The sequence below is a fragment of the Paenibacillus sp. J22P143 genome, from assembly GCF_059692035.1.
This window is the reverse complement of record NZ_JCAUAQ010000048.1, coordinates 1-20,028: the sequence shown is the minus strand read 5'-3', so window position 1 is coordinate 20,028 and position 20,028 is coordinate 1. Positions and strand designations below refer to the sequence as shown.

Below are 20,028 nucleotides of genomic sequence, written 5' to 3'. Positions count from 1 at the left end.
TGAAAAGGTTCCACGGTATGGACATAGCCAAATACCGGGGCCTATTTCGCATGCGAATACAGGCATATCTTACCGCATTCGTCGTGAATGTGAAGCGAATGGTCAAGTTAAAAGATAAAAAGCAGCCCGCCCTCTGACGAGAACGGACTGCTTTTTATCTTTATCTCATACTTTTTCCATTTCGAAGATCCAATTCAGACAAAAGTAAGGCTTTTGCAGTGCTCTCATAGCGGGGCCCTATTAAGACTCATTATGTCAGCATGCGTACAGCGTAAACATCCTTACAAAAGCCCCGCAGCCCGTTGTAGATGCGCGGCACCTTCGCCTCCTTGGAAACGAGACCAAATACGGTTGGCCCACTGCCTGACATCAACACACCGTCCGCACCCAAGCGTTGCATGCACTCCTTGAGATGTCTAACCTCTGGATAGAGATCCAATGTCACTTCCTCTAGCACATTGCCTAGATTGTCACACAGACGATCAAACTGCTTGTCCCGAATCGCATTTAACACACCATGTGTGGAAGGATGATTCTTAATTTCTCGTGCGTTCAGCTTCCCATAGATCTCTGAAGTTGACACATTGATCGGCGGCTTGGCCAGCACGACCCAGCACTGAGGCGGAGCCGAGATATGCTCCAACTTTTCGCCGCGACCTGTCGCAAGGGCAGTCCCTCCTGTCACACAGAAAGGCACATCGGAGCCAAGCTCTGCACCAAGCACCTGAAGCTCCTCATTAGGGATGTTTAGGTTCCAAAGACGATTGAGACCTCGTAGCGTTGCTGCCGCGTCACTGCTGCCGCCAGCCAAACCGGCAGCCACAGGAATACGCTTGTCCAAGTGAATGTAGACGCCTTGTTTGACGTCATAGCGGTCCTTAATGAGACGTGCAGCCTGAAAGGCCAAGTTCTTCTCATCAAGCGGAATATAGCCCGCCTGGCTCGATATGATAATCGTGTCACGTGCCAGTTCCTGCATTTCGATCCGATCTGCAAGATCCACCATCGTCATCACCATCTCAACTTCATGGTAGCCGTCTGGCCTTTTATGTAAAACATCAAGAGACAAATTAATTTTAGCCGGTGCTTTCTCAAAAATCTTCATCCAATCACCTTCTTTTGCTCGATTGCCATTGAGATATTATAACAAAAGCGCAAAAAAAAAGCTAAAGCAATTGCTTTAGCTATAATACGGACGCTGCCCCGCTTGGCCTGACTGCTGGTAGCCAGTTGGTGGTTGATGCGTGTTATACGATGGCGTATAGCTCTGCCCGTTAAATGCAGGCTGACCAACCGTCTGCTGACGGTAGTTAGTTGGTGCAACCTGAGCGTGTGTGGCAGTTGATACATGTTGCTTCGCCAGATGCTCCTCTGCAATTTGAATCGCCCGCTTCACCATATTCCCCGCATCCTTCGTGCGAATGCCAGACCAACCTTCACGCTGCACAACATCGTAGAAACCAAGATCCTTCGCTAATTCATATTTAAAGCTTTCGGACATGACACTTCTTCTTCGACTCATACCAAATCCCCCTTATCATTTTCGCAAAATGAACTCTGCAACCATCATAAGCAGTGATTGATGACGATTTCGATTAGTATGCCCCCTCGCTGTACGTCCATGCACCATACCATCCATAAAGCCACCATGATCAAACATCTCTATACCTCTATACAAAGCAAAAACAGACCACGAGGGTCTGTTCAATATCGGAACGCTGTTAAGCTAATGCTGTATGTAAGTGATGCGAACCTGACCATCATCGTTGCATACGGTAACTTCGACGGATTCGGTGAGGATATCGGCGTAGCTGTATGACACTCGTTTGAAGGCGTGGGATTCTTGATCTAATTTCACAATAAACACAGAAGGGTAGGTTTCTTCTAAAACACCAGAACGCTCGACAGTCTTACGACGGCCACCATTCGCTCTCAACATGATCTTCTGCCCAACATGGGGCTCCAAACTGCGTTTGATTTCCAATAGCGCATTTTTTGCCATTGTCAACTACCACCTCTTTCCTTGTCAATTATAACCCATTCAGCCATTCATGTCAAACAAGGGCAAATATTATATCAGCACCTCAATCCCGTTGTCAACGGCATTTTTGCTCAATTTCCGATTTCCCCTCCCTTCAGGTTGTCACCAATGTTCGCAAATTATTCACACTTTTCCAGTTAACGAGAAACTTCTTGATAATGCCTTAAGAAAGAGCGCACTTTCCAAGTTCGATCCGAAGTAAACACAGGCAACCTAATGCTTTTTACACGCAAAAAAAAGAACACCCCTCTGTCATCCCCTCCACGGAGTCAATGACAAATAAGTGTTTCTCGAGCGCCTAACTAAGCTAAATAGACTCATCCGTATGCTGAATACCAGGAACTCCCATCCGATAGCTGCCACGCGTCTCCACCCCACCTAGACCCTCTAAGCCGGTTACGGTCAAGTCCATGATATCCAACATCGAGATCGTTTCTTTTGTCGGGGTATAGGACAGCTTGGCAGCGATGCAGAGCGGATCTAAGGCGTGAATGAGAATGCGAGCAGGAGAACTTGCGAAATTAGCCCCAGCCCGTAATAAGGCTTCAAAATGTGACTGACATGCGCCCGCCACAATAATCAATGAATCACGATTTCGCTCATATTGTCTAGCTACTCGAACCGCATTCACAAAGTTTTGGGAATTCTTATAGCTCGACAGATTGCTTGGGCTAACGCTTTGCCGACTTTTCAAAATGCCATCATGACCTGTGATGACAACGATGTCCGGTTTATATTGAGGAAGCAATCTTTGCAGTGCTTCCGCCATTTGCACCTCAGGAATGAAAAAACCTTCTGCTGGCACGCGTAATTCGCCGTAGAGCTGCATACTTTTGCGCAGGTAACTTGGATCGCCATCTAGATGAAGCACCCTTCCCGGCACTTCAAAATAGCTGTTATTATTATTATTGGGTTGAGGCTTATGTTTATGGCTGATGGCTAACTGATTTTTCTCCTGCAACTGCACTTGAGACACTGCCAGCCGACGCAGCGACTCACGAAACTCAGGCGAGCTCGATCTCGGATGATCTACGGTCTCTTTAAGATTCGTTTTTGTCAGATCCGAAAGCGGCGCATCTGCTAGCAACCGATAATCGACTCCTCGCAGAATGGCCTTGAGATGCTCAATTCGTTCAATTTTAAACACGACGTCTCCGCCATAGGAAATACGGGTCACAAAATCTCCTTGCCTCATCGCACAAATCCCCTCCTAGGGGTATCCTATGGCGAGACTAGGCATTTGGTGCGGGTTATTTGCAGCCGTGCGCACGAAGAGCCGATGACAAGCGCGCGAATTCCTCCATGCTGAGTGTTTCACCGCGACGGGAAGGCTCGATCTGAATGCTGTGCAGCAAAGCTTCCAGCTCAGGCTTGTTCTCTTTGGAAAAGAACCTCGCCGCGAGGTTGTTGTACAAGGTCTTGCGACGCTGAACGAAGGATGCTTGGACGACAGCGAAGAAGAAGTCCACGTCCGCCACTTCGACTGGCGGCGCTTGACGTACACGCAGCCGGATGACGGCGGAATCTACGTTCGGCTGTGGCACGAAGACGGTGCGAGGCACGATGGTGACGAGCTCCGGCTCGCAGTAGAACTGCACGGCAATGCTAAGGCTGCCGTAATCCTTGGTGCCTGGACGAGCCGCCATGCGGTCGGCCACTTCTTTTTGGATCATCACGACGATATTCTCCAGCGGAAGCTTCTCTTCGAGAAGCTTCATGATGATCGGCGTCGTAATGTAGTAGGGCAGGTTGGCGACGACACTGACGCCCTCCACGCCTTCGAAATGCTGCTGGAACAGCTCCTGCAGGTTCGTCTTCAAGATATCCCCATGAACGACTGTAGCATGGGGGTATGGCGCCAGCGTCTCGTCCAGAATAGACAGTAGGCGCTGATCGATCTCGACGGCCAGCACGCGGCCAGCGAGCTTGGCCAGCTGCTGTGTGAGCGCGCCGATGCCGGGGCCGATCTCGAGCGCAGCCTTCGTAGGCCCTAGCTCAGCGGCCATGACGATCTTGCTCAATATATTTTGATCAATCAAGAAGTTCTGGCCCAAGCTTTTCTTCAGCACGAGGCCATTTTTCTTAATAATTTGTTTCGTTTTACTTGGTGTAGCTACATCTTCTGCGGTTACAATCACTTCTTGCCCGGATATCGTCATAGGATAGACCTCGTTATCTATAGGTTCTCGTTCTCATAATTAAATTTGATTCAATTCAAATGCTCGAGCGCCGCTTCGAATTCCTCTCGCGAAATCTGAAACATCGCGCAGCGCTTATAAAATTGCTTGCCATTGCAATAACCAATGCCTAAGGCGTTGCCTACGGCCAAGCGGCGTGCCGCCGCATCCGGATGAACGATAAGGCCCGCACCGATCAAATCCTCCATCGTCAGCTGAGAGACCGCTGCGTCGTACTCTGTCCGCAGGCTCTGAAGCGCCTGACGGATCGTGTCCGGCGTCGCGTTCTCGACGCCAATGTCGCCTTTATACGCAGCTTGCTCCTGCGTAATGAAGGCATGCTTGCAGCCAGGCACCTTGGCTGCAACAATTTTGCGAATCCGCTCACCCGCGTGATCGGGATCCGTGAATATAATGACGCCTCTGCGCTGCTGAGCCAGCGCGATCCGTTTGAGTACGGCTTGTCCGATGGCGGAGCCGCCCGTTTCAATCGTATCCGCCTCCACAGCCCGCCTGATAGCAGCTGTATCGTCCTTACCTTCCACGACGATCATTTCTTTTATCATCTACGTTTTCCTTCCCCAGTACGCAGAAAAAGAAGAGGGGTCTCCTCTTCTTTCGCGCGGCAGATGCCAAGCTACGTGTATTTAGTAGTGTTCCCGTCAAAACTTCCGTTTACACGTTAGTTTTGAGACGGTTTTGTAGGGCCAACCACATATACTGTGTACCCTTGTTTGGTTCCGAATTTATTCGCGTAGCCATGATCCTCGTAATATACATCGATCATCTGACCTTTCACGCCGCTGCCAATATCCTCAGCACGACGGAAGCCAATGCCTTCAATGTACACCCACCAACCCAGTGGAATCACCTTCGGATCGACGGCAATTGTGCGCCCTTCGGTTACAGTAGTCCCTGTGTAGGTTTTACCATAACCAGAGGAGCCCTCGGTTTTGCCTGTCGACGCGACGCCCGCTGAATAGGCAGTAAGTTTCACGTTTTTGAGAATTTGTTTGTAGCCGAAGGTCACACCATTCTTGGAAACCTCATCCACACTCGGTGAAGAGGCGGAGAGAACGACCACAGGATTTTTCGTGCCTACAGATACTACTTTCTTAACGCTTTCTGTTTGTACTTCTTCACCCACAACTGCTTCCGCGACTAAAACACCGTCCTCGAAAGTCTTTTCTTTCTTCTTAACCAACACGCCTTCTTTACCTTCTTGGACGACTTGCTCTTTCCCTTTAAGTAAAGATGCGTCATTCTTTTTCTCTGTCTCGAATGCGATCGTTTCAGAGACTTCCTCCGTCTCTTTGGTCACACGGACGATCTTGATTTCATCGCCTGTGCTAAGAGCGGCCGTCGGTTCGGGAGTGATACGATCGTTCTCCCCAAGTGCAATATTTAAACGTTGCAATGCACTTTCTACCGTTCTTGCAGTTGTGTAAACAGTGGTGGTCTTTCCATCAGCAGTCAATTGAATTGGTGAGGCCTGCTCGATAACAATTTTGTCTCCACCCTTGAGCTTGGTCGTAAGTGAAGCTGAAATTTCATCGTGCTCTCCAATCGTTATGGCTTGTTCATCCAGTAGGCGTTGCAGGACCCATTGCTTCGTGTGCACAATAGTTTCTTGTCCATTCACAACCACGGATACGCTCTTGGTAGCCGTTCCGTACAACAACACCAAAAACATGAAAGTCATTGCGATTGAGATTATAGCTAGGCTTAAAATCAAACGCAAGTTTTCATGCTTCCATCGCAATGCGAAGGACATGCTGGATGATCGTTTTACATGGGTCTCGCTAATTGAGATACTGCCCACTTTTTCGGTCCTCCTTCAAAGCCTCGCCGCCAGGTTACAGCATGATTAAATTTGACGCGACTAAGGTTTTTAGTTTAACTTAACATGCTCGCCATCATCAGCTTTCTAACCTCGCTGAATCTGGTCGTCCCCCCTTTTACCTATTCAACATCCTATGAATTCCGGGTCATTTTATGTCTTTTTATCTGTGTAAAACCCTGTGTGAGGACAAAAAGCCAGCAAGAAGAGGACTCTTCTCGCTGGCTTAGTTTGCATAGTGAAATACAAATAGCACGCACGACAATCGTTACCTCTCTTACGCTTACGAGGTTAGCTGACGGATTCGGACGTGAGAGTCGCCCTACGCAGACGCAAACTACTTGTTTGACGTCCATGATTCACCCCTGTTACTCTCTGCTCACTTAACCGCATTGAAATGCTCATTAAGCTTGCAGTGGTTCCCCCGTTTCCACATTTGGAACTCAGCGAATGGAAAATTGGCAAATTGGATATTAAGTTATTATGAAAAGTATATTACGCTGTTAAGCTCAACCTGTAAAGGGATTAACACCCGTTAAAAAGGGCTAAATCACTTAAATTTCGATTATTTTTCAAATATAATCCACTTATATCTACATCTACCTAACTTTAACGTACGTATACTCGATTTTTTAATGTATAATGACCAAAACTAGGCTAAAAACGCAAATTTGTTTATAATGATTCTGGAAGTATTTGATTGATAAATACCAATAATTTGCATTTAGGGAGGCAATTGAGATGGTTCCCATCTTAGAAGTAAACGCTTTATTCGGGGGATACCTACCTAACAGACCAGTTCTACATGACCTCACATTTTCGATCCGCCAAGGTGAAATGATGGGGCTAATCGGACTCAACGGGGCAGGAAAAAGTACCACCATCAAAAATATATTAGGACTCCTGCAACCGCAAAAAGGATCCATTCGCATTAACGGCTTAACTTTAGCCGAAAGTCCAATTCCCTACCGCGCTACATACGCCTATGTACCTGAAAGTCCGGAGTTATACGAAGAGCTTACGATACGTGAACACCTTGAGCTAACAGCCATGGCTTACGGCGTTTCCAAGGAGGACTACGAAACCCGTTCTCAGTCCTTGTTGGAGCAGTTTCAAATGAAAGACAAGCTGAATAGCTTCGCAAGTCATTTATCCAAAGGGATGAAGCAAAAGGTCATGATCATGAATGCGTTCCTGATCGAGCCCTCTTTATATATTATCGATGAGCCGTTCCTCGGTCTCGACCCTTTAGCTATTCGTTCCTTGCTCGAATTAATGGTTAAAATGAAACAAAAAGGCGCATCATTTCTCATTTCCTCACACATTTTGTCTACGATTGAAAAATATTGCGATAGCTATGTCGTTCTCCATAAGGGCCACATGGTAGCTCAGGGAGATTTAGTCGAATTACGCGCACAAACAGAGCTTCCTCAGGCGTCATTAGACGACATCTTCTACAAGCTTGTTCAAGGAGAACTGCGATGAGTCAACCAAAAGATACTACACATGCATTTAACACACAAGCATTATGGAAGCAGCGTTTTCAACACTATATGAAGGAATCCATGGGTTATTGGCAGTATGCCGCACGCAGTAATTTTATCGGCTTCTTGTTGTTTCTTGTCATCGTTTCTTCCTATTATTATGCAAAAACATTACAGCGACTTCCGACAGATTATCCGTACCTTTGGATCGTTCTGCTCGTACTCGTTCCACTCGTCACTTCAAGTCCCATTCGAACACTGACCCGCAGTGCCGATCGGATGTTTCTGTTGCGGATTGAGCATGAAATGGATGCCTATTTCCGAAGCAGCTTCATGTATAGCTTTTCACTTCAGGGGCTCTGGTTATTTCTCGCTTGGGTCACACTTCGTCCGCTTTATAACCATTGTTTAGGTGCGGATTCGCAACCATTTCTACTCATGTTAGGTCTATTACTTCTATTAAAAACAGCTAACCTATTAGCCAGTTGGCAGGAAGGCAGATTTGCCGCTGAACGAACAAGATTACTGTCCGTCATCTTTCGTTGGGTCGCATCCATCTCCCTCATTACCGTTCAATTTCACTATAGTAGCTTATGGGCCAGCTTAACAGCATTGCTGCTTGTATTCGTGTGGCTTTCAGCATTTCGTTCCGTTGCTAAATATGTGATCGGATGGGATTATCTGATTGCCAAAGAGAAGCAGCAGCAGGCTAGACTCTACGCCTTCTTCAATTGGTTCGTAGATGTCCCTCAGTTACCAACGCGAATAGCCCGCCGAGGTTGGATCAGCGGGCTTACTCGAACGATCCCATTTCGACAGGATTCGGCGTTTCTCTACTTATATATGAAGACATTGCTGCGCACTGAATTATTCGCGATTGTTCTCCGGCTTACTGTGTTTGGCGTATTAGCCTTAGCCGTTTCAGATTCCACTACTGCAAAAAGTGTAATTCTATTCATCGCACTTGTGATCTCAATGGTTCAACTTACGTCTCTGGAGCGTGCGCATCGGTATACATTCTGGCTCAGTATGTATCCATTGGAGTCTCAAGCCAAAGCAGGTTCCCTAGCCTATATCATCTGGTTAACTCTTACACCCCAGCTTGTCATCCTGACGATTCCGTTTATGATAGGAACGCCGATCCTATATCTCCTAGTTCCACTGCTCAGTCTTGCCTTCATTTCCTTCGCGTGCGGCGTTATTCTTCGCGCTAAGTTCAAGAAAAATATTTCACTTGAGGCCGAGTAAACGAATCGCATTATTCGTTGTAATTTCAGCTAACTCTTCCAGTGTCATCCCACGAATTTCCGCGGCAGTCTCAGCCACTAAGCGAACATACCCGGTTTCGTTGCGCTTACCGCGGAAAGGATGTGGCGTTAAGTAAGGAGCATCCGTTTCGATCAATAGACGATCAAGCGGAACCTGCGCCAGCACCTCTTTCGGTTGCACAGCATTTTTAAAAGTAACTGGCCCTCCAAAAGAAATATGGAAATTCATATCCAGACACTGCTTGGCCGTTTCCCAGCTCCCTGAGAAGCAATGCATGATGCCTCCGACCTCTGCTGCCTTCTCTTCTTTGAGAATGGTTAAAATATCTTGATGCGCATCCCGATTATGAATCACAATAGGCATCCCCAGCTTACGCGCAAGGCGAATTTGCTCCCGAAAAACCCGCTGTTGAACATCCTTCGGCGACTTATCCCAGTAATAATCCAGACCAATCTCCCCGATGGCAACAACTTTCTCATGGGAGCACAAAGACTCGATCCATTCCAAATCACCAGGCATCATATCAATGGCATCGACGGGATGCCAACCTACCGTTGAGTAAATAAAATCGTATTTCTCAGCAAGCTCAATCGAGCTCGGGATGGTTTCGCGGTTAAAGCCGACATTTACAATTCTCGTAACACCGGCATCTAACGCCCGCTGAATAACTTCCTCTTGATCATCCTTAAATTGTTCGGCATTTAAATGTGTATGTGAATCCGTTAGCATGTCCGTTCTCCTCTATGTAAATAAATATGGTGCGTTACGTATCCTTGCCACTCCTTGCTAATCTTGCTCCCCCAACATCTCCCAAACATCTGGATAGTCTTCGGCATTCAACCTTTCAAGCAGCTCTTCTGGATAGTACACATGGTGTTTCCCCATCTGAAAGCCACTAATCGACTGCACAATTTCTGAGCGATGTGTAATTTCAGTTAAGTTTTCCTTATGATCCAGCAAAAGGATTGGCAAATTATCATCATTTTCGCCAGCTCTATACACATCATAGGATTGATTCGAAGGAAAATCGATCTCCATATAGTAAGTCGGGTCGAAGCCAACCTCTCTCATCACCATTTCCATGCGCCCAATGAGTTGCACCTGATCTCCGTCGAAGGTACTGTACTTGTACAATTTACGGTCTAAGAAACGCTTGCACATATCCCCCAGCATATCATCCTTCTCTTGACTCCAAAAGGTTAGCATCGTTTGCATGACCGACTCATCGAGCAGCAAATAATCTTCCAAGGTGATTTGATTCTGTATCAGATGAAGAATCGGCTCCACCATAAATCCGAAATGATAGCCTTCCTCATATAAATGCTTGGCGCGTGCAAATATTTTATGCAAAAGTATTTCTGCGCTTCGCGTTACCGGATGGAAATACACCTGCCAGTACATCTGATAGCGAGACATGAGATAGTCCTCAACAGCATGCATACCGCTCTCTTTGACAACGATATGTCCCTTATAGGGCCTAATCACCCGAAGAATGCGCTCGAGATCAAACGTGCCATAATTAACGCCTGTAAAGTAAGCATCGCGCAGCAAATAATCCATGCGGTCCGCATCCAGCTGACTGGATACCAAGCTAACTACTATTTCTTCGCTATACGATTTACAAATGACCCCGGCCACCTTTTTCGGAAAATCAGGTGAGACCCGGCTCAGCACTTCGTTCACCTCGGTATCTCCGAGCACGATGCGGCAGGACCAGTCCTCGTGCCTTGTACCGAATGCCTTCTCGATGGAATGTGAAAACGGACCATGTCCCAAATCATGGAGCAAAGCCGCACACAAGCAGAGCAGACGCTCCTCCTTCGGCCAATCCTCATAGTGATTGCGTTCGAATTGCGAAATAATTTTCCGCGTAATCTCGTATACACCTAGCGAGTGAGAGAAGCGACTATGCTCTGCACCGTGAAAGGTTAAATAGGACGTGCCTAATTGACGAATACGGCGCAATCGTTGGAATTCCCGTGTATTAATCAAATCCCAAATCGTCTCATCTTGCACATAAATGTATTTATGAACGGGATCTTTAAACACCTTTTCTTCTTTCATGTGGTATTGACCTCCCTAATAATAGTAAATGCTTCGACATTTTCGACATATAACCCTCTAAAATGTCGTTTTTTGTCGAATTCCAAATTCCAATTTTCACACTTCTCAAAATCTCTTTTTCCAATATTTTTTAAGGGAAAGGAATTTGAAAATCGTGTAATATCCCCCTTACAACCCCTTATTCCTAGGGACATCATCGTTTTTAAGCTTGTCACAAAAATATTAAATTCGGGGATTAATTCACTCATTTTCAGCGAAAATATGGTTGACTATTTTGGGAATCGTTGGTATCATAAGTCATAAGAAAATGTCGAAACATGACGATCTTGATAAAAATTTGATAAAATCGAAAGGGGTTTTATATATATGATGAAATCTACCGGAATTGTTAGAAAAGTGGACGAACTAGGACGCGTTGTTATTCCAATCGAGCTGCGCCGCACGTTGGGCATTGGCGAGAAAGACGCGCTGGAAATATATGTAGACGGTGAACGCATCATGTTGAAGAAATATGAGCCTGCTTGTATCTTCTGTGGCAATGCGGAGAACGTCTCGTACTTTAAGGGAAAAATTGTTTGTCATATTTGTTTAGCAGAAATGCCAACACCTGTGACAAAATAAGAAAAGTAGTATATAATAGAAGTAGCACTTATCCTATTGGTAATTCTAACCTTTTTCATATCTCCTTTCATCTCTAACTTTGTTGGCTTCGGCCACGGGTTAGAGATCTTTTTTTGTCCATCAAAGATAGAATCAATCCTGTACATGGATCCGGCCCCATAAGGGGCCTTTTCCTTTATTCTATGTCGTACTGCGCTCTTTAACGCTCAAGCAGCGCATTATACACATCACGCTTCGATAATCCACGATCCGTCGCGACTAGCTTCAACGCGTCCTTGCGATCGATCCCGCGCTCCTCGTAGTGGGCAACGTGCTCGCCAAGCGACTTCGCCTCCCACCAGCCGTCCTCCGCCATCTGCACGGCCGCGTCGGATGCGCCTTCGGCGATCACGCAGTACTCGCCCAGCGGCGGGTACTGCTCTAAGTGTGCGAGGCACTCTGCAATGGTGCCGCGCACAAACTCCTCGTACCGCTTCGTCAGCTCGCGGGCGAGGCAAACCCTGCGCTCCGCTCCCCACACTTCCGCCATGCGCAGAAGTGTTTTCTCCACGCGGTGCGGCGATTCATAGAACAGCAATGTGTCTTGCACATGCTGCAGGCCTTCGAGCAACTTCGTCTGGTCCTTTTTCTCCCTGGGGAGAAAACCGACGAAGGCGAAACGCTCTGTCGGCAAGCCTGATGCAATCAGTGCCGACAGGGCCGCATTCGCGCCGGGGATGGGTACCACCGGCACGCCCTCTTCTACGGCCATTCGCACCAGGTCGTAACCTGGGTCGGAAATGGCCGGAAGCCCTGCATCGCTGACTAGCGCGATGCTCTGCCCTTCAAGCAGCAAGCGGACCAGCTCCGGGCCGCTTGCTTGCTTGTTGTGTTCGTGATAGCTGACCAGTCGCGTAGCGACTTCGAAGTGGGTCAGCAGCTTGCGCGTTTGCCGCGTGTCCTCAGCGGCAATCATGCTCACTTCCTTCAGTGTGCGAATCGCACGGAAGGTCATATCTTCCAGGTTGCCGATCGGCGTGGCAACTAAGTATAGCGTGCCTATGCCGCTATCATCCTCGCGGTAGCTTTTTTGTATCGTCAGACTCACAGTTCAATCCCTCATCACTTTATATTAATCTTACAGTGCAGGCCTACTTACGAGAACTCTAACGCACCCCGTCCACCATAATAGATCTCCTTGAGCTCCTGGCAATACTCCTCGTTCTCTGTGTATACGATGAGTGGCGGCAGCGTGCGGATCTCCGGCTTCCCATCCTTCATCCCTTCGATCAGTACCATCATGGCTTCTTCTCCCGCACGCGCATGCACATAGCGGATTCGCTTGGGCTCAATACGGTACTGCCTCATGAGGCAGAGGATGTCGACCACCCGCGTGGCGCGATGAACCATCGCAACTTTACCGCCAGCCTTCACTAGCCTGGCACTCGCTGCAATGACATCCTCCAGCGTGCAATGAATTTCATGTCGCGCCGCCGCAAAATGCGCATTGCTATTCTGCTCCCCATTCGGCACAGGCAAGTAGGGTGGATTTACAGTGACGGCATCGAATTGCCCATGGCCTAGTGTCTTATGAATCGTTTTCAAATCTCCCTGCACCATATGAAGCCTATCGGATAAATCATTAATCTCAGCGTTGCGCACGGCCATATCTGCCAGACGTTCTTGAATTTCGACGCCCCAGATCTCAGCGCGGGTTCGCGTGGATAGCAACAAGGGAACAACACCATTCCCTGTACATAAGTCGACGATTCGCCCCTTAGGAGGAACACTGCTGAACCTCCCCAATAGAACCGCATCCATGGAAAAACTGAACACTTCATCACTTTGGATAATTTTCAAATCATACGTCAATAAATCATCGATTCGTTCTGTTGGTAATAGCGAAACTTGCTTCATACCTCTTTCCTTTCTCTTCCTTGCTTATTATGCAAAATAAACGACTACGCCGTCCTCCAAGGACGGGAGCGTTTATCTAGAAATATAGCCGATGTATGATGTGAAACTTATACTTTCTACTATTTGAAAAAAACCGTAAGGGATGCACCCCTACGGCCAAACGTCTTATTTATTTAAAAAGGATAAGCAAAACAAACAATCTCCCTCGGTCCGAAGGTGTCCATAATATACATTGCAAATATGAAATCCTTCATTGTATAAGCGGGTTAAATTATCATATCCGGCCCCTGGTAACTGCACCGGTTCTTCATCAGTATCTCTCGTCGGCTCCGGGACCACCGTTTCCTCTTGGCGGATGAGCTTACGCAGTTGCTGATTCTCTATGCTTAATCTCTTATTTTCTTCGATGAGGGTAATAATCCGTTTCTTCAAGGCACCTAATTCAGCATACGTGGTACCCATTCGTTCTTCGATCCCATCTATTTGTCCAAAAATATCTTGTTTATCCACGCTTTCACCTCTAGTGCCATGCATGCTTACTGGCCAGCGCCTCCTTGGATCCTCGATCTTCTACTCTTGTTCAACAACATCATCGAATGGTAGATCTAGTGACTTCCCAAGATCAAACAATTGAACCTTTGCCGTACGTTCTTTAATATTTAGGCCAAGAACTTTCCCACTGCCAAATGAGGTGATCACTAGTCGACCAACCGTCGGCAGAGAATCTTTGGCGCTTTCATAGTTATCATGTTCATATTTCAAGCAACACATTAATCTTCCGCATAATCCCGATATTTTGGTCGGATTCAGGGATAAATTCTGGTCTTTGGCCATCTTAATGGACACTGGCTCGAAATCACCTAAAAACGAGGAACAACATAGAATTCGCCCACACGGACCTATGCCACCCAACATCTTCGCTTCATCACGTACACCAATTTGACGAAGCTCAATTCTTGTCCGAAAAATACTCGCCAAGTCCTTCACAAGCTCACGGAAATCGACGCGTCCCTCAGCCGTAAAATAAAAGATAATTTTATTTCGGTCAAAGGTATACTCTACGTCCACTAGCTTCATCTTAAGACTATGGTCTTTAATTTTATCGTGACACGTTTGGAAAGCGTCCTTGGCTGCTTTTTTATTCTCTTCAACCAAATCAGCATCCGTATCATCCGCAATGCGAATGACTTTTTTGAGTGGCAGAACCACATCGTTCTCTTTGACGGTTTTCTTTCCCACCACGACCTTGCCGTATTCAACACCGCGTGCGGTCTCAACAATAACGGCACTTTCTTGCTCGATCGGTAAATCAATGGGGTCAAAATAATATATTTTACCCGCTTTCTTGAAGCGGACGCCAACCACTGAGTACATCTTACACCCCCTGCATCTCCACGAGCATTTTCTCTATAACCAGCTGAGAATTGGCATTGGAACGCAGTCGCTTTTGTAAATCTACGGCTTGCTCCATCATACGCACCCAGGCTGAGACATCTCGACTTAACGCGAGGGAGCTCATCCAGTCAAGCTGGTCATAATATACAAGCTTATCCCTGCGCTCAAGGCGCAACTGCACCATATCTTTAAACCAGAGGATCAATAGGTCGAACAACGTCGAAACATGATCCGCAAGTTCTGTTTTCACAATCCGCTGTTGCACGGTAATCATAGAAGTAGGGAAACGTGTGAGCGTCTCCTTCGCTAATTGTAACATTACGGTTCTCATTTCTGCAAACCAATTCGCGCCAATTAAATCTCTGGCCGCTTGCAATCCTGCTGTCACATGCGATGCAGGCCCAACTAATGCCGCTGGAAGGCCTTCCTCCAGCAGTGTGAGCACCATTTGCTCACGTGCCATTGGCGTAAATTGGATCCACTGTGCCCTCGATTGAATCGTCGGTAACAGAGCATTTCCGTTCTCGGTGATCAGAATCGCTACTACACGAGAGTTCGGCTCCTCTAGAAATTTCAACAAGCTATTCGCAGCCTGTACCGTCATTTTCTCTGCATGGTACAGCACATATATTTTCGTTCCAGACGCCGTTGCACGGTAGGCAAATTCCTTCTGCAACTCCCGAATCTGCTCAATCTTAATTGAAGCGCCTTCAGGAGCGACCATATGGAGATCTGGGTGATTGCCGTGCTCAACCTTACGGCATTCTAAGCATTCGCCGCATGCGTCATCCGTCCCGTTCTGACAATAGATCGCTTTGGCGAGTGCTAATGCCATTTCGGAACGGCCCGTCCCAACAGGACCACTAAAAATATACGCATGCGAAAGTCTATCTTGACGCAGTCCGTTCTGCAACAGCCGTTTCGCTGCTGCTTGTCCCGGTATCGCTTGGAAGGACATTTATTTTTCGCCCCATTACACGCTTATATTTTTAAAATAACAAGTTGATCAGCATACCTCGGATTTCTCCGATTCTATGCAATATTTCGATCCGCCCCTGCTCATTCTCCAATAATTCATCGGCTAACGAGAGGAGCTCTTGATCAATTTCTTCTAAAAGCTTATATCGCTTCGAACGGCCGCGACGATCCCAGCCCTTCGTATCTCTTAAATTGACACCGCGTCTAGCTGTTTCCTCGAGAAACTGACGAATCAACAGCTTATACTGGAGCAACTCTCTCACGGTCATGCCTCTCGACAAGCGATCGCCCTGAATCGTGATTTGCTGAACCATTTTAGCCAGCTGTTCCTGCGTATACTTCTCATCATGCTGCTGCATGATGTCCGAGAAGTTCCGAGGCGCCATCTGCGGCGGGGGAACATTCTCACCCACTTTAATATTCTTACCAATGGGCTGCAGCCCCGGATTAATTTTCAAGACGCATCCATCCTTGTGTAGATCTGATTATGGCTAGAAATGCTCGAATCTTTCGACAGGTAATACGAAAACGGCCGCTCCACCCACTTGCACTTCCACTGGGAATGGAATGTACGAATCCGTCGTCCCCCCCATTGGAGAAACGGGTGTTACTAGCTGCTCACGAATTTTACAATTAGCTCGAATCACCTGCATCACCTCTTGCACTCGATCATCTTCCGTACCAATCATAAAGGTTGTATTCCCCGCACGCAAAAACCCACCGGTACTTGCCAGCTTCGTGGCTCGAAACCCTTCCTTAATTAAAGCGTTAGAAAGACGGTTGCTGTCTTTATCCTGAACAACGGCTACGACTAGTTTCATAGGTGATGCCTCCTTATATTATAAACTAAGAATTGGTTTTCCGCTTTAGCCGGAAATATGTTCCTCAAGCAACTGTTTGCAATCCTGCCATATATCCGCGGCTATCTGATCTACACTGCGGTTAGCGTCAATCATCCGGACACGCTCTGGGTGATCAGCAGCAATTTGATGAAAGCCTGCTAGCACCCTGCTGTGATAGTCAACATTTTTCTGCTCAATGCGGTCCAACTGCTGTGTGCTGTCGCCAGCACCTGCTCGCTGATTCAATCGCTCTAAGCTTACTTCTACAGGTACGTCCATGAGATACGTTCTTGTTGCTTGCAGACCTGAGCTAGCGTATTTCGAAATACGCTTCACCATTTCCATATCGACGCCAAGCCCATATGACTGATAGGCCACACTAGCATCAATAAAACGATCGCAGAGTACAATTCGACCTGCTTTCAGCGCTGGAAGAATAAGCTCGTGGACGTGCTGCGCTCGCGATGAAGCATACAGCAGTACCTCTGCTTGATCCACCATCTCCTCGTTAACAGGGTCCAGAATAATACTGCGGATTTTATCACTGATTGCAGTCCCACCTGGTTCTCTTGTAACGAGCACGTCATGTCCTAATTTATGCAGTTCCTGCGATACTTTCTTAAGCTGAGTTGTTTTTCCGGCGCCGTCCGGCCCTTCAAACGTAATGAATATTCCGTTCACGTGATCCTCCTGCATACTGCCTCACGAAGTTCCTTCGTGATCTGTGTATATAGTTAATTTGTGCGTCTGTCCGAAATGGGTTCCTTGGAACCTGATGCCCTGACTAGCTAAGAATACAAGTGCCTCAGCTACAGAAGCCGTAATAACTTCACCTGGATACAAATAGGGAATACCCGGCGGATAAGGAATTACCATATCACCTGAACGCTTCCCAATCGCTTCCTCTATTTGAACCTCTTTGGTCGCTGCTTGAAACACGACACTACGGTCAAAGCCTATTGGCGAGGAGATGGGTGCGTAGGTGGGTAATTTAACTATATTCGAGATAGGCGCCTGAAGTTCCTGCTTTTGGTTCGTGATGTCCAAACAAATGTTGCTTAATACACGGAGAACCTGAAGCATATCCTCCCTAGAATTAGCAGGGGAAAATACAAGTAAAACCAGATAGCCATCCGTCATCTCTACAAAGCAGCCTTCGGCTTCTAACTTATCTTTGAGTTCCGCTCCAGACAAACATTGCGTGGGATCATAGATAGCTATTTTAAAAGGATCCGCCGTCTCGTTGGCTCCCCCGCTGCTTTGTTGCGGAAATTGTCGGGGATAGACATGTAACACCTGCAGCTCTTCTAAGCCTGCTCTAAACCCTTTCATCATGCCTAGTCCTCGTTCTATCCAAGCACGCCCTTCGGTATGCATTCGCTTTCTCGCTAAATCCAACGATGCCATAATCGGGTAGGATGGGCTTGAGCTTTGAAGCATCGCCAACAAATGTTTGATCGCCCTTCGATTGATCCTTGGTCCCTGCACATGCAGCATGGCCCCCATAGTCATCGCAGTAAGCATCTTATGCGTAGACTGCACGACGACGTCAGCGCCTTGGGATAAGGCTGAGGCAGGCACCCCTTCGTGAAAGCCGAAATGCGCACCATGTGCTTCATCCACTAAAAGGAGCTTTCCTTTCTCATGCATCAGATCTGCAAAAGGCTTCAACGGAGTGCCGACTCCATAGTAATTCGGATTAGTAATAAATAACGCCTTCGCCGTTGGATACTGTTCTAATGCTTGTTCAACGTCTTCGATATGTAAGCTTGTGGCTATACCTGCTTCGGGATCGATGTTAGGCGCTAAAAATACAGCTTGAGCACCAACAAGCATAAGCCCATGGATAACCGATTTATGTACGTTCCTTTGCACCAGGATGATGTCATTCCTTTGACAAACAGCTCCGATCATGGCTAAATTGCCAACCGTGCTCCCGCCAATGAGAAAGTACGTCTCCTCCGCCCCAAAACAATCAGCCGCTAGCTGCTCTGCTTCCAAAATAACACCTTCAGGATGATGCAAATCATCTAATCCTGTAATTTCTGTATAATCAACGGACATCACCGACTGTAGAAAGTCTATTCCTTCTTCGAGAAGTCCTTGTCCAGACTTATGACCTGGCACATGTAGACTTATAGACTTCTTTGCGTGATGGGCAACCATAGCCTCATAGAGCGGGGCTCGTGCCTTGTGTGAATGTTGGCTGCACAAACGGATCCTACTCCCCCAGCTTCGTGAGCTTTAATTTTTTTCAATTTACCCTTATATAGTAGTGGATTGGCGACAAAAAAACAAAAAAAGCTTCTATAAAAGAAGCTTCTCCTCTTAATTCATATACTGTCTCGAATTTCCCATGTAAAAAGCCTTCCTCATTTGGCTCACGTAAAACGAATATTTCTGATCAGAAACATTGGTTTTGACGATTTCTTTACTACAGTCATCACATATGAATGCCGTAACAATATGAATTCCGCCATTCCGTTGTTGCTCGCAAATCATACATAGTCCAAACCGATTCTCCTCCATATGATCACCCCACGATCTTTTACGACTAGTATGTCCGATTCTCGATTCTCCTAAACTAGCTAAACGCTCATATTTTGGAAGGGAGATGCCGATAATACCTTCATAACACGTTACTGCAGCGCGGAGGTCTATCTATGTCAATCAAACAAGAGTCCAATTTATCCAAACAATCTACGATTTATAGCTATACGTTGATGAGGCGTTTTTATCATTCCTTATATAAAATAGTTCTCTATTATACTTCTCTTATTCTCGTAGTCTTCTACAAATTTGATCCGTCTCACTGGCTGCCACTGTTAGTTAGCTACCCGCTTGTGCTCATCTTCCATACGCTGCTTATTCGCGCTTATTTCCACTTTACCATTGGAATGGCTATGCGCGGTTGGTCATATCGTTGGGGCGTTTTCTGGTCCGGCTTCTTACCTGAAGGCAATGCTTCCATACGTCTCGTTACCAAAGTACAGCTACACCTATTCTGCATCGGGCTTGCCTTGATCCTAATCATGTATCCGTGGATTCCTGGTACTTGGCTGCTCCACCTGACAATCTTTCACTGCTGGATGCTCCTCCCGCGGCTGTGGATGCTTCTCCGGTTTCAACCTTATCGTAAAGCTGGTTTAATGAAAATATCTAGTAAGGAAACGTCTTGTTATATGCAGTAAACTGGATTGGGATAAAGCTATCGGTGGGTAGTTTTTCCACCCATCGTGGCCAATTGTCCGCGGTAGAACAGAAAAAGAGCCTCACCTGGATTACTCCAAGTAAGGCTCTTTCATAGCTGAGAGACTTTTGGCTCCGCCAAAAGATCCCTATGTTGCTTGGCAACGTTCTACTCTCCCAGAACCCTGCGGTTCAAGTACCATCGACGCTGGAGGGCTTAACGGTCGTGTTC

General features: G+C 46.9%; 22 protein-coding genes, 1 pseudogene and 1 riboswitch. Of the genes and pseudogenes, 4 read left to right on the top strand and 19 right to left on the bottom strand.

Annotated elements, in window-relative coordinates:
• Nucleotides 1-250: 250 nt before the first annotated feature.
• From ispE to AC58PQ_RS28975, 7 genes and pseudogenes are all read right to left on the bottom strand, one after another.
• Nucleotides 251-1,105: a 4-(cytidine 5'-diphospho)-2-C-methyl-D-erythritol kinase gene (gene ispE, locus AC58PQ_RS29005; protein WP_497247772.1), complete on the bottom strand. Its 855-nt coding sequence runs from the start codon at nt 1,103-1,105 to the stop codon at nt 251-253.
• Nucleotides 1,106-1,348: 243 nt separating this feature from the next.
• Nucleotides 1,349-1,522, bottom strand: a pseudogene (locus AC58PQ_RS29000) (small, acid-soluble spore protein, alpha/beta type); the annotation flags it as partial.
• A gap of 204 nt (nt 1,523-1,726) precedes the next feature.
• Nucleotides 1,727-2,002 (bottom strand): biofilm formation stimulator Veg, encoded by a 276-nt coding sequence (veg, locus tag AC58PQ_RS28995; protein WP_028557365.1) that lies wholly within the window; start codon nt 2,000-2,002, stop codon nt 1,727-1,729.
• Between the two features lie 346 nt (nt 2,003-2,348).
• On the bottom strand, nt 2,349-3,236 hold the full coding sequence (gene yabG / locus AC58PQ_RS28990) for a sporulation peptidase YabG (protein ID WP_497247770.1): 888 nt from the start codon (nt 3,234-3,236) through the stop codon (nt 2,349-2,351).
• Between the two features lie 55 nt (nt 3,237-3,291).
• Entirely contained in the window at nt 3,292-4,200 is a 909-nt protein-coding gene (rsmA, locus tag AC58PQ_RS28985) for a 16S rRNA (adenine(1518)-N(6)/adenine(1519)-N(6))-dimethyltransferase RsmA (protein ID WP_497247768.1), read from the bottom strand.
• A gap of 50 nt (nt 4,201-4,250) precedes the next feature.
• On the bottom strand, nt 4,251-4,784 hold the full coding sequence (gene rnmV, locus AC58PQ_RS28980) for a ribonuclease M5 (protein WP_497247766.1): 534 nt from the start codon (nt 4,782-4,784) through the stop codon (nt 4,251-4,253).
• 116 nt (nt 4,785-4,900) lie between these two features.
• A complete protein-coding gene (locus AC58PQ_RS28975; protein ID WP_497247764.1) occupies nt 4,901-6,040 on the bottom strand; it encodes a resuscitation-promoting factor in 1,140 nt (379 codons plus the stop codon).
• A gap of 283 nt (nt 6,041-6,323) precedes the next feature.
• Nucleotides 6,324-6,517: riboswitch (cyclic di-AMP (ydaO/yuaA leader) on the bottom strand.
• Between the two features lie 282 nt (nt 6,518-6,799).
• Here AC58PQ_RS28975 and AC58PQ_RS28970 point away from each other — a divergent pair.
• Both AC58PQ_RS28970 and AC58PQ_RS28965 read left to right on the top strand, forming a co-directional pair.
• Complete coding sequence (locus AC58PQ_RS28970; RefSeq protein ID WP_497247762.1) at nt 6,800-7,543, top strand: ABC transporter ATP-binding protein; 744 nt, start codon at nt 6,800-6,802, stop codon at nt 7,541-7,543.
• Nucleotides 7,540-8,790: an ABC transporter permease gene (locus AC58PQ_RS28965; protein ID WP_497247760.1), complete on the top strand. Its 1,251-nt coding sequence runs from the start codon at nt 7,540-7,542 to the stop codon at nt 8,788-8,790. The genes AC58PQ_RS28970 and AC58PQ_RS28965 overlap by 4 nt, the downstream gene beginning before the upstream one ends.
• On the opposite strand, the gene AC58PQ_RS28960 is transcribed toward AC58PQ_RS28965, so the two are convergent.
• Together AC58PQ_RS28960 and AC58PQ_RS28955 are read right to left on the bottom strand one after the other, a co-directional pair.
• Nucleotides 8,773-9,540, bottom strand: coding sequence for a TatD family hydrolase (locus tag AC58PQ_RS28960; RefSeq protein ID WP_497247758.1), 768 nt, complete (start codon nt 9,538-9,540; stop codon nt 8,773-8,775). The genes AC58PQ_RS28965 and AC58PQ_RS28960 overlap by 18 nt on opposite strands.
• A 57-nt stretch (nt 9,541-9,597) precedes the next feature.
• On the bottom strand, nt 9,598-10,875 hold the full coding sequence (locus AC58PQ_RS28955; RefSeq protein ID WP_497247756.1) for an HD domain-containing protein: 1,278 nt from the start codon (nt 10,873-10,875) through the stop codon (nt 9,598-9,600).
• 366 nt (nt 10,876-11,241) lie between these two features.
• Here AC58PQ_RS28955 and AC58PQ_RS28950 point away from each other — a divergent pair, with 366 nt between their 5' ends.
• Nucleotides 11,242-11,496: an AbrB/MazE/SpoVT family DNA-binding domain-containing protein gene (locus AC58PQ_RS28950; RefSeq protein WP_028557356.1), complete on the top strand. Its 255-nt coding sequence runs from the start codon at nt 11,242-11,244 to the stop codon at nt 11,494-11,496.
• Between the two features lie 199 nt (nt 11,497-11,695).
• Here the strand turns inward: AC58PQ_RS28950 and rsmI are convergent, their stop codons facing one another.
• The 10 genes from rsmI to AC58PQ_RS28900 all read right to left on the bottom strand — a co-directional run bounded on the left by rsmI (nt 11,696) and on the right by AC58PQ_RS28900 (nt 19,109).
• Entirely contained in the window at nt 11,696-12,583 is an 888-nt protein-coding gene (gene rsmI / locus AC58PQ_RS28945) for a 16S rRNA (cytidine(1402)-2'-O)-methyltransferase (RefSeq protein ID WP_497247754.1), read from the bottom strand.
• Nucleotides 12,584-12,630: 47 nt separating this feature from the next.
• Nucleotides 12,631-13,392, bottom strand: coding sequence for a tRNA1(Val) (adenine(37)-N6)-methyltransferase (locus AC58PQ_RS28940; protein ID WP_497247752.1), 762 nt, complete (start codon nt 13,390-13,392; stop codon nt 12,631-12,633).
• Nucleotides 13,393-13,557: 165 nt separating this feature from the next.
• The gene (gene yabA, locus AC58PQ_RS28935; RefSeq protein WP_497247750.1) at nt 13,558-13,902 is read right to left on the bottom strand and encodes a DNA replication initiation control protein YabA; all 345 of its coding nucleotides are present in this window, start codon (nt 13,900-13,902) and stop codon (nt 13,558-13,560) included.
• Between the two features lie 60 nt (nt 13,903-13,962).
• Nucleotides 13,963-14,766 carry a PSP1 domain-containing protein gene (locus AC58PQ_RS28930; RefSeq protein WP_497247748.1) on the bottom strand — a complete coding sequence of 268 codons (804 nt, stop codon included), beginning with the start codon at nt 14,764-14,766 and terminating at the stop codon, nt 13,963-13,965.
• 1 nt (nt 14,767) lies between these two features.
• Nucleotides 14,768-15,745: a DNA polymerase III subunit delta' gene (holB, locus tag AC58PQ_RS28925; protein WP_497247746.1), complete on the bottom strand. Its 978-nt coding sequence runs from the start codon at nt 15,743-15,745 to the stop codon at nt 14,768-14,770.
• 31 nt (nt 15,746-15,776) lie between these two features.
• Nucleotides 15,777-16,223, bottom strand: coding sequence for a YaaR family protein (locus tag AC58PQ_RS28920; RefSeq protein WP_497247744.1), 447 nt, complete (start codon nt 16,221-16,223; stop codon nt 15,777-15,779).
• Nucleotides 16,224-16,256: 33 nt separating this feature from the next.
• Nucleotides 16,257-16,586 carry a cyclic di-AMP receptor DarA gene (gene darA / locus AC58PQ_RS28915; RefSeq protein WP_056618038.1) on the bottom strand — a complete coding sequence of 110 codons (330 nt, stop codon included), beginning with the start codon at nt 16,584-16,586 and terminating at the stop codon, nt 16,257-16,259.
• Nucleotides 16,587-16,631: 45 nt separating this feature from the next.
• Nucleotides 16,632-17,288: a dTMP kinase gene (tmk, locus tag AC58PQ_RS28910; protein WP_497247742.1), complete on the bottom strand. Its 657-nt coding sequence runs from the start codon at nt 17,286-17,288 to the stop codon at nt 16,632-16,634.
• A 21-nt stretch (nt 17,289-17,309) separates the two neighbouring features.
• The gene (locus AC58PQ_RS28905; RefSeq protein WP_497247740.1) at nt 17,310-18,821 is read right to left on the bottom strand and encodes an aminotransferase class I/II-fold pyridoxal phosphate-dependent enzyme; all 1,512 of its coding nucleotides are present in this window, start codon (nt 18,819-18,821) and stop codon (nt 17,310-17,312) included.
• 114 nt (nt 18,822-18,935) lie between these two features.
• Nucleotides 18,936-19,109 (bottom strand): sigma factor G inhibitor Gin, encoded by a 174-nt coding sequence (locus AC58PQ_RS28900; protein WP_497247774.1) that lies wholly within the window; start codon nt 19,107-19,109, stop codon nt 18,936-18,938.
• Between the two features lie 161 nt (nt 19,110-19,270).
• Between AC58PQ_RS28900 and AC58PQ_RS28895 the strand changes: the two genes are divergently transcribed.
• Entirely contained in the window at nt 19,271-19,798 is a 528-nt protein-coding gene (locus tag AC58PQ_RS28895; RefSeq protein WP_497247738.1) for a hypothetical protein, read from the top strand.
• Nucleotides 19,799-20,028: the final 230 nt, after the last annotated feature.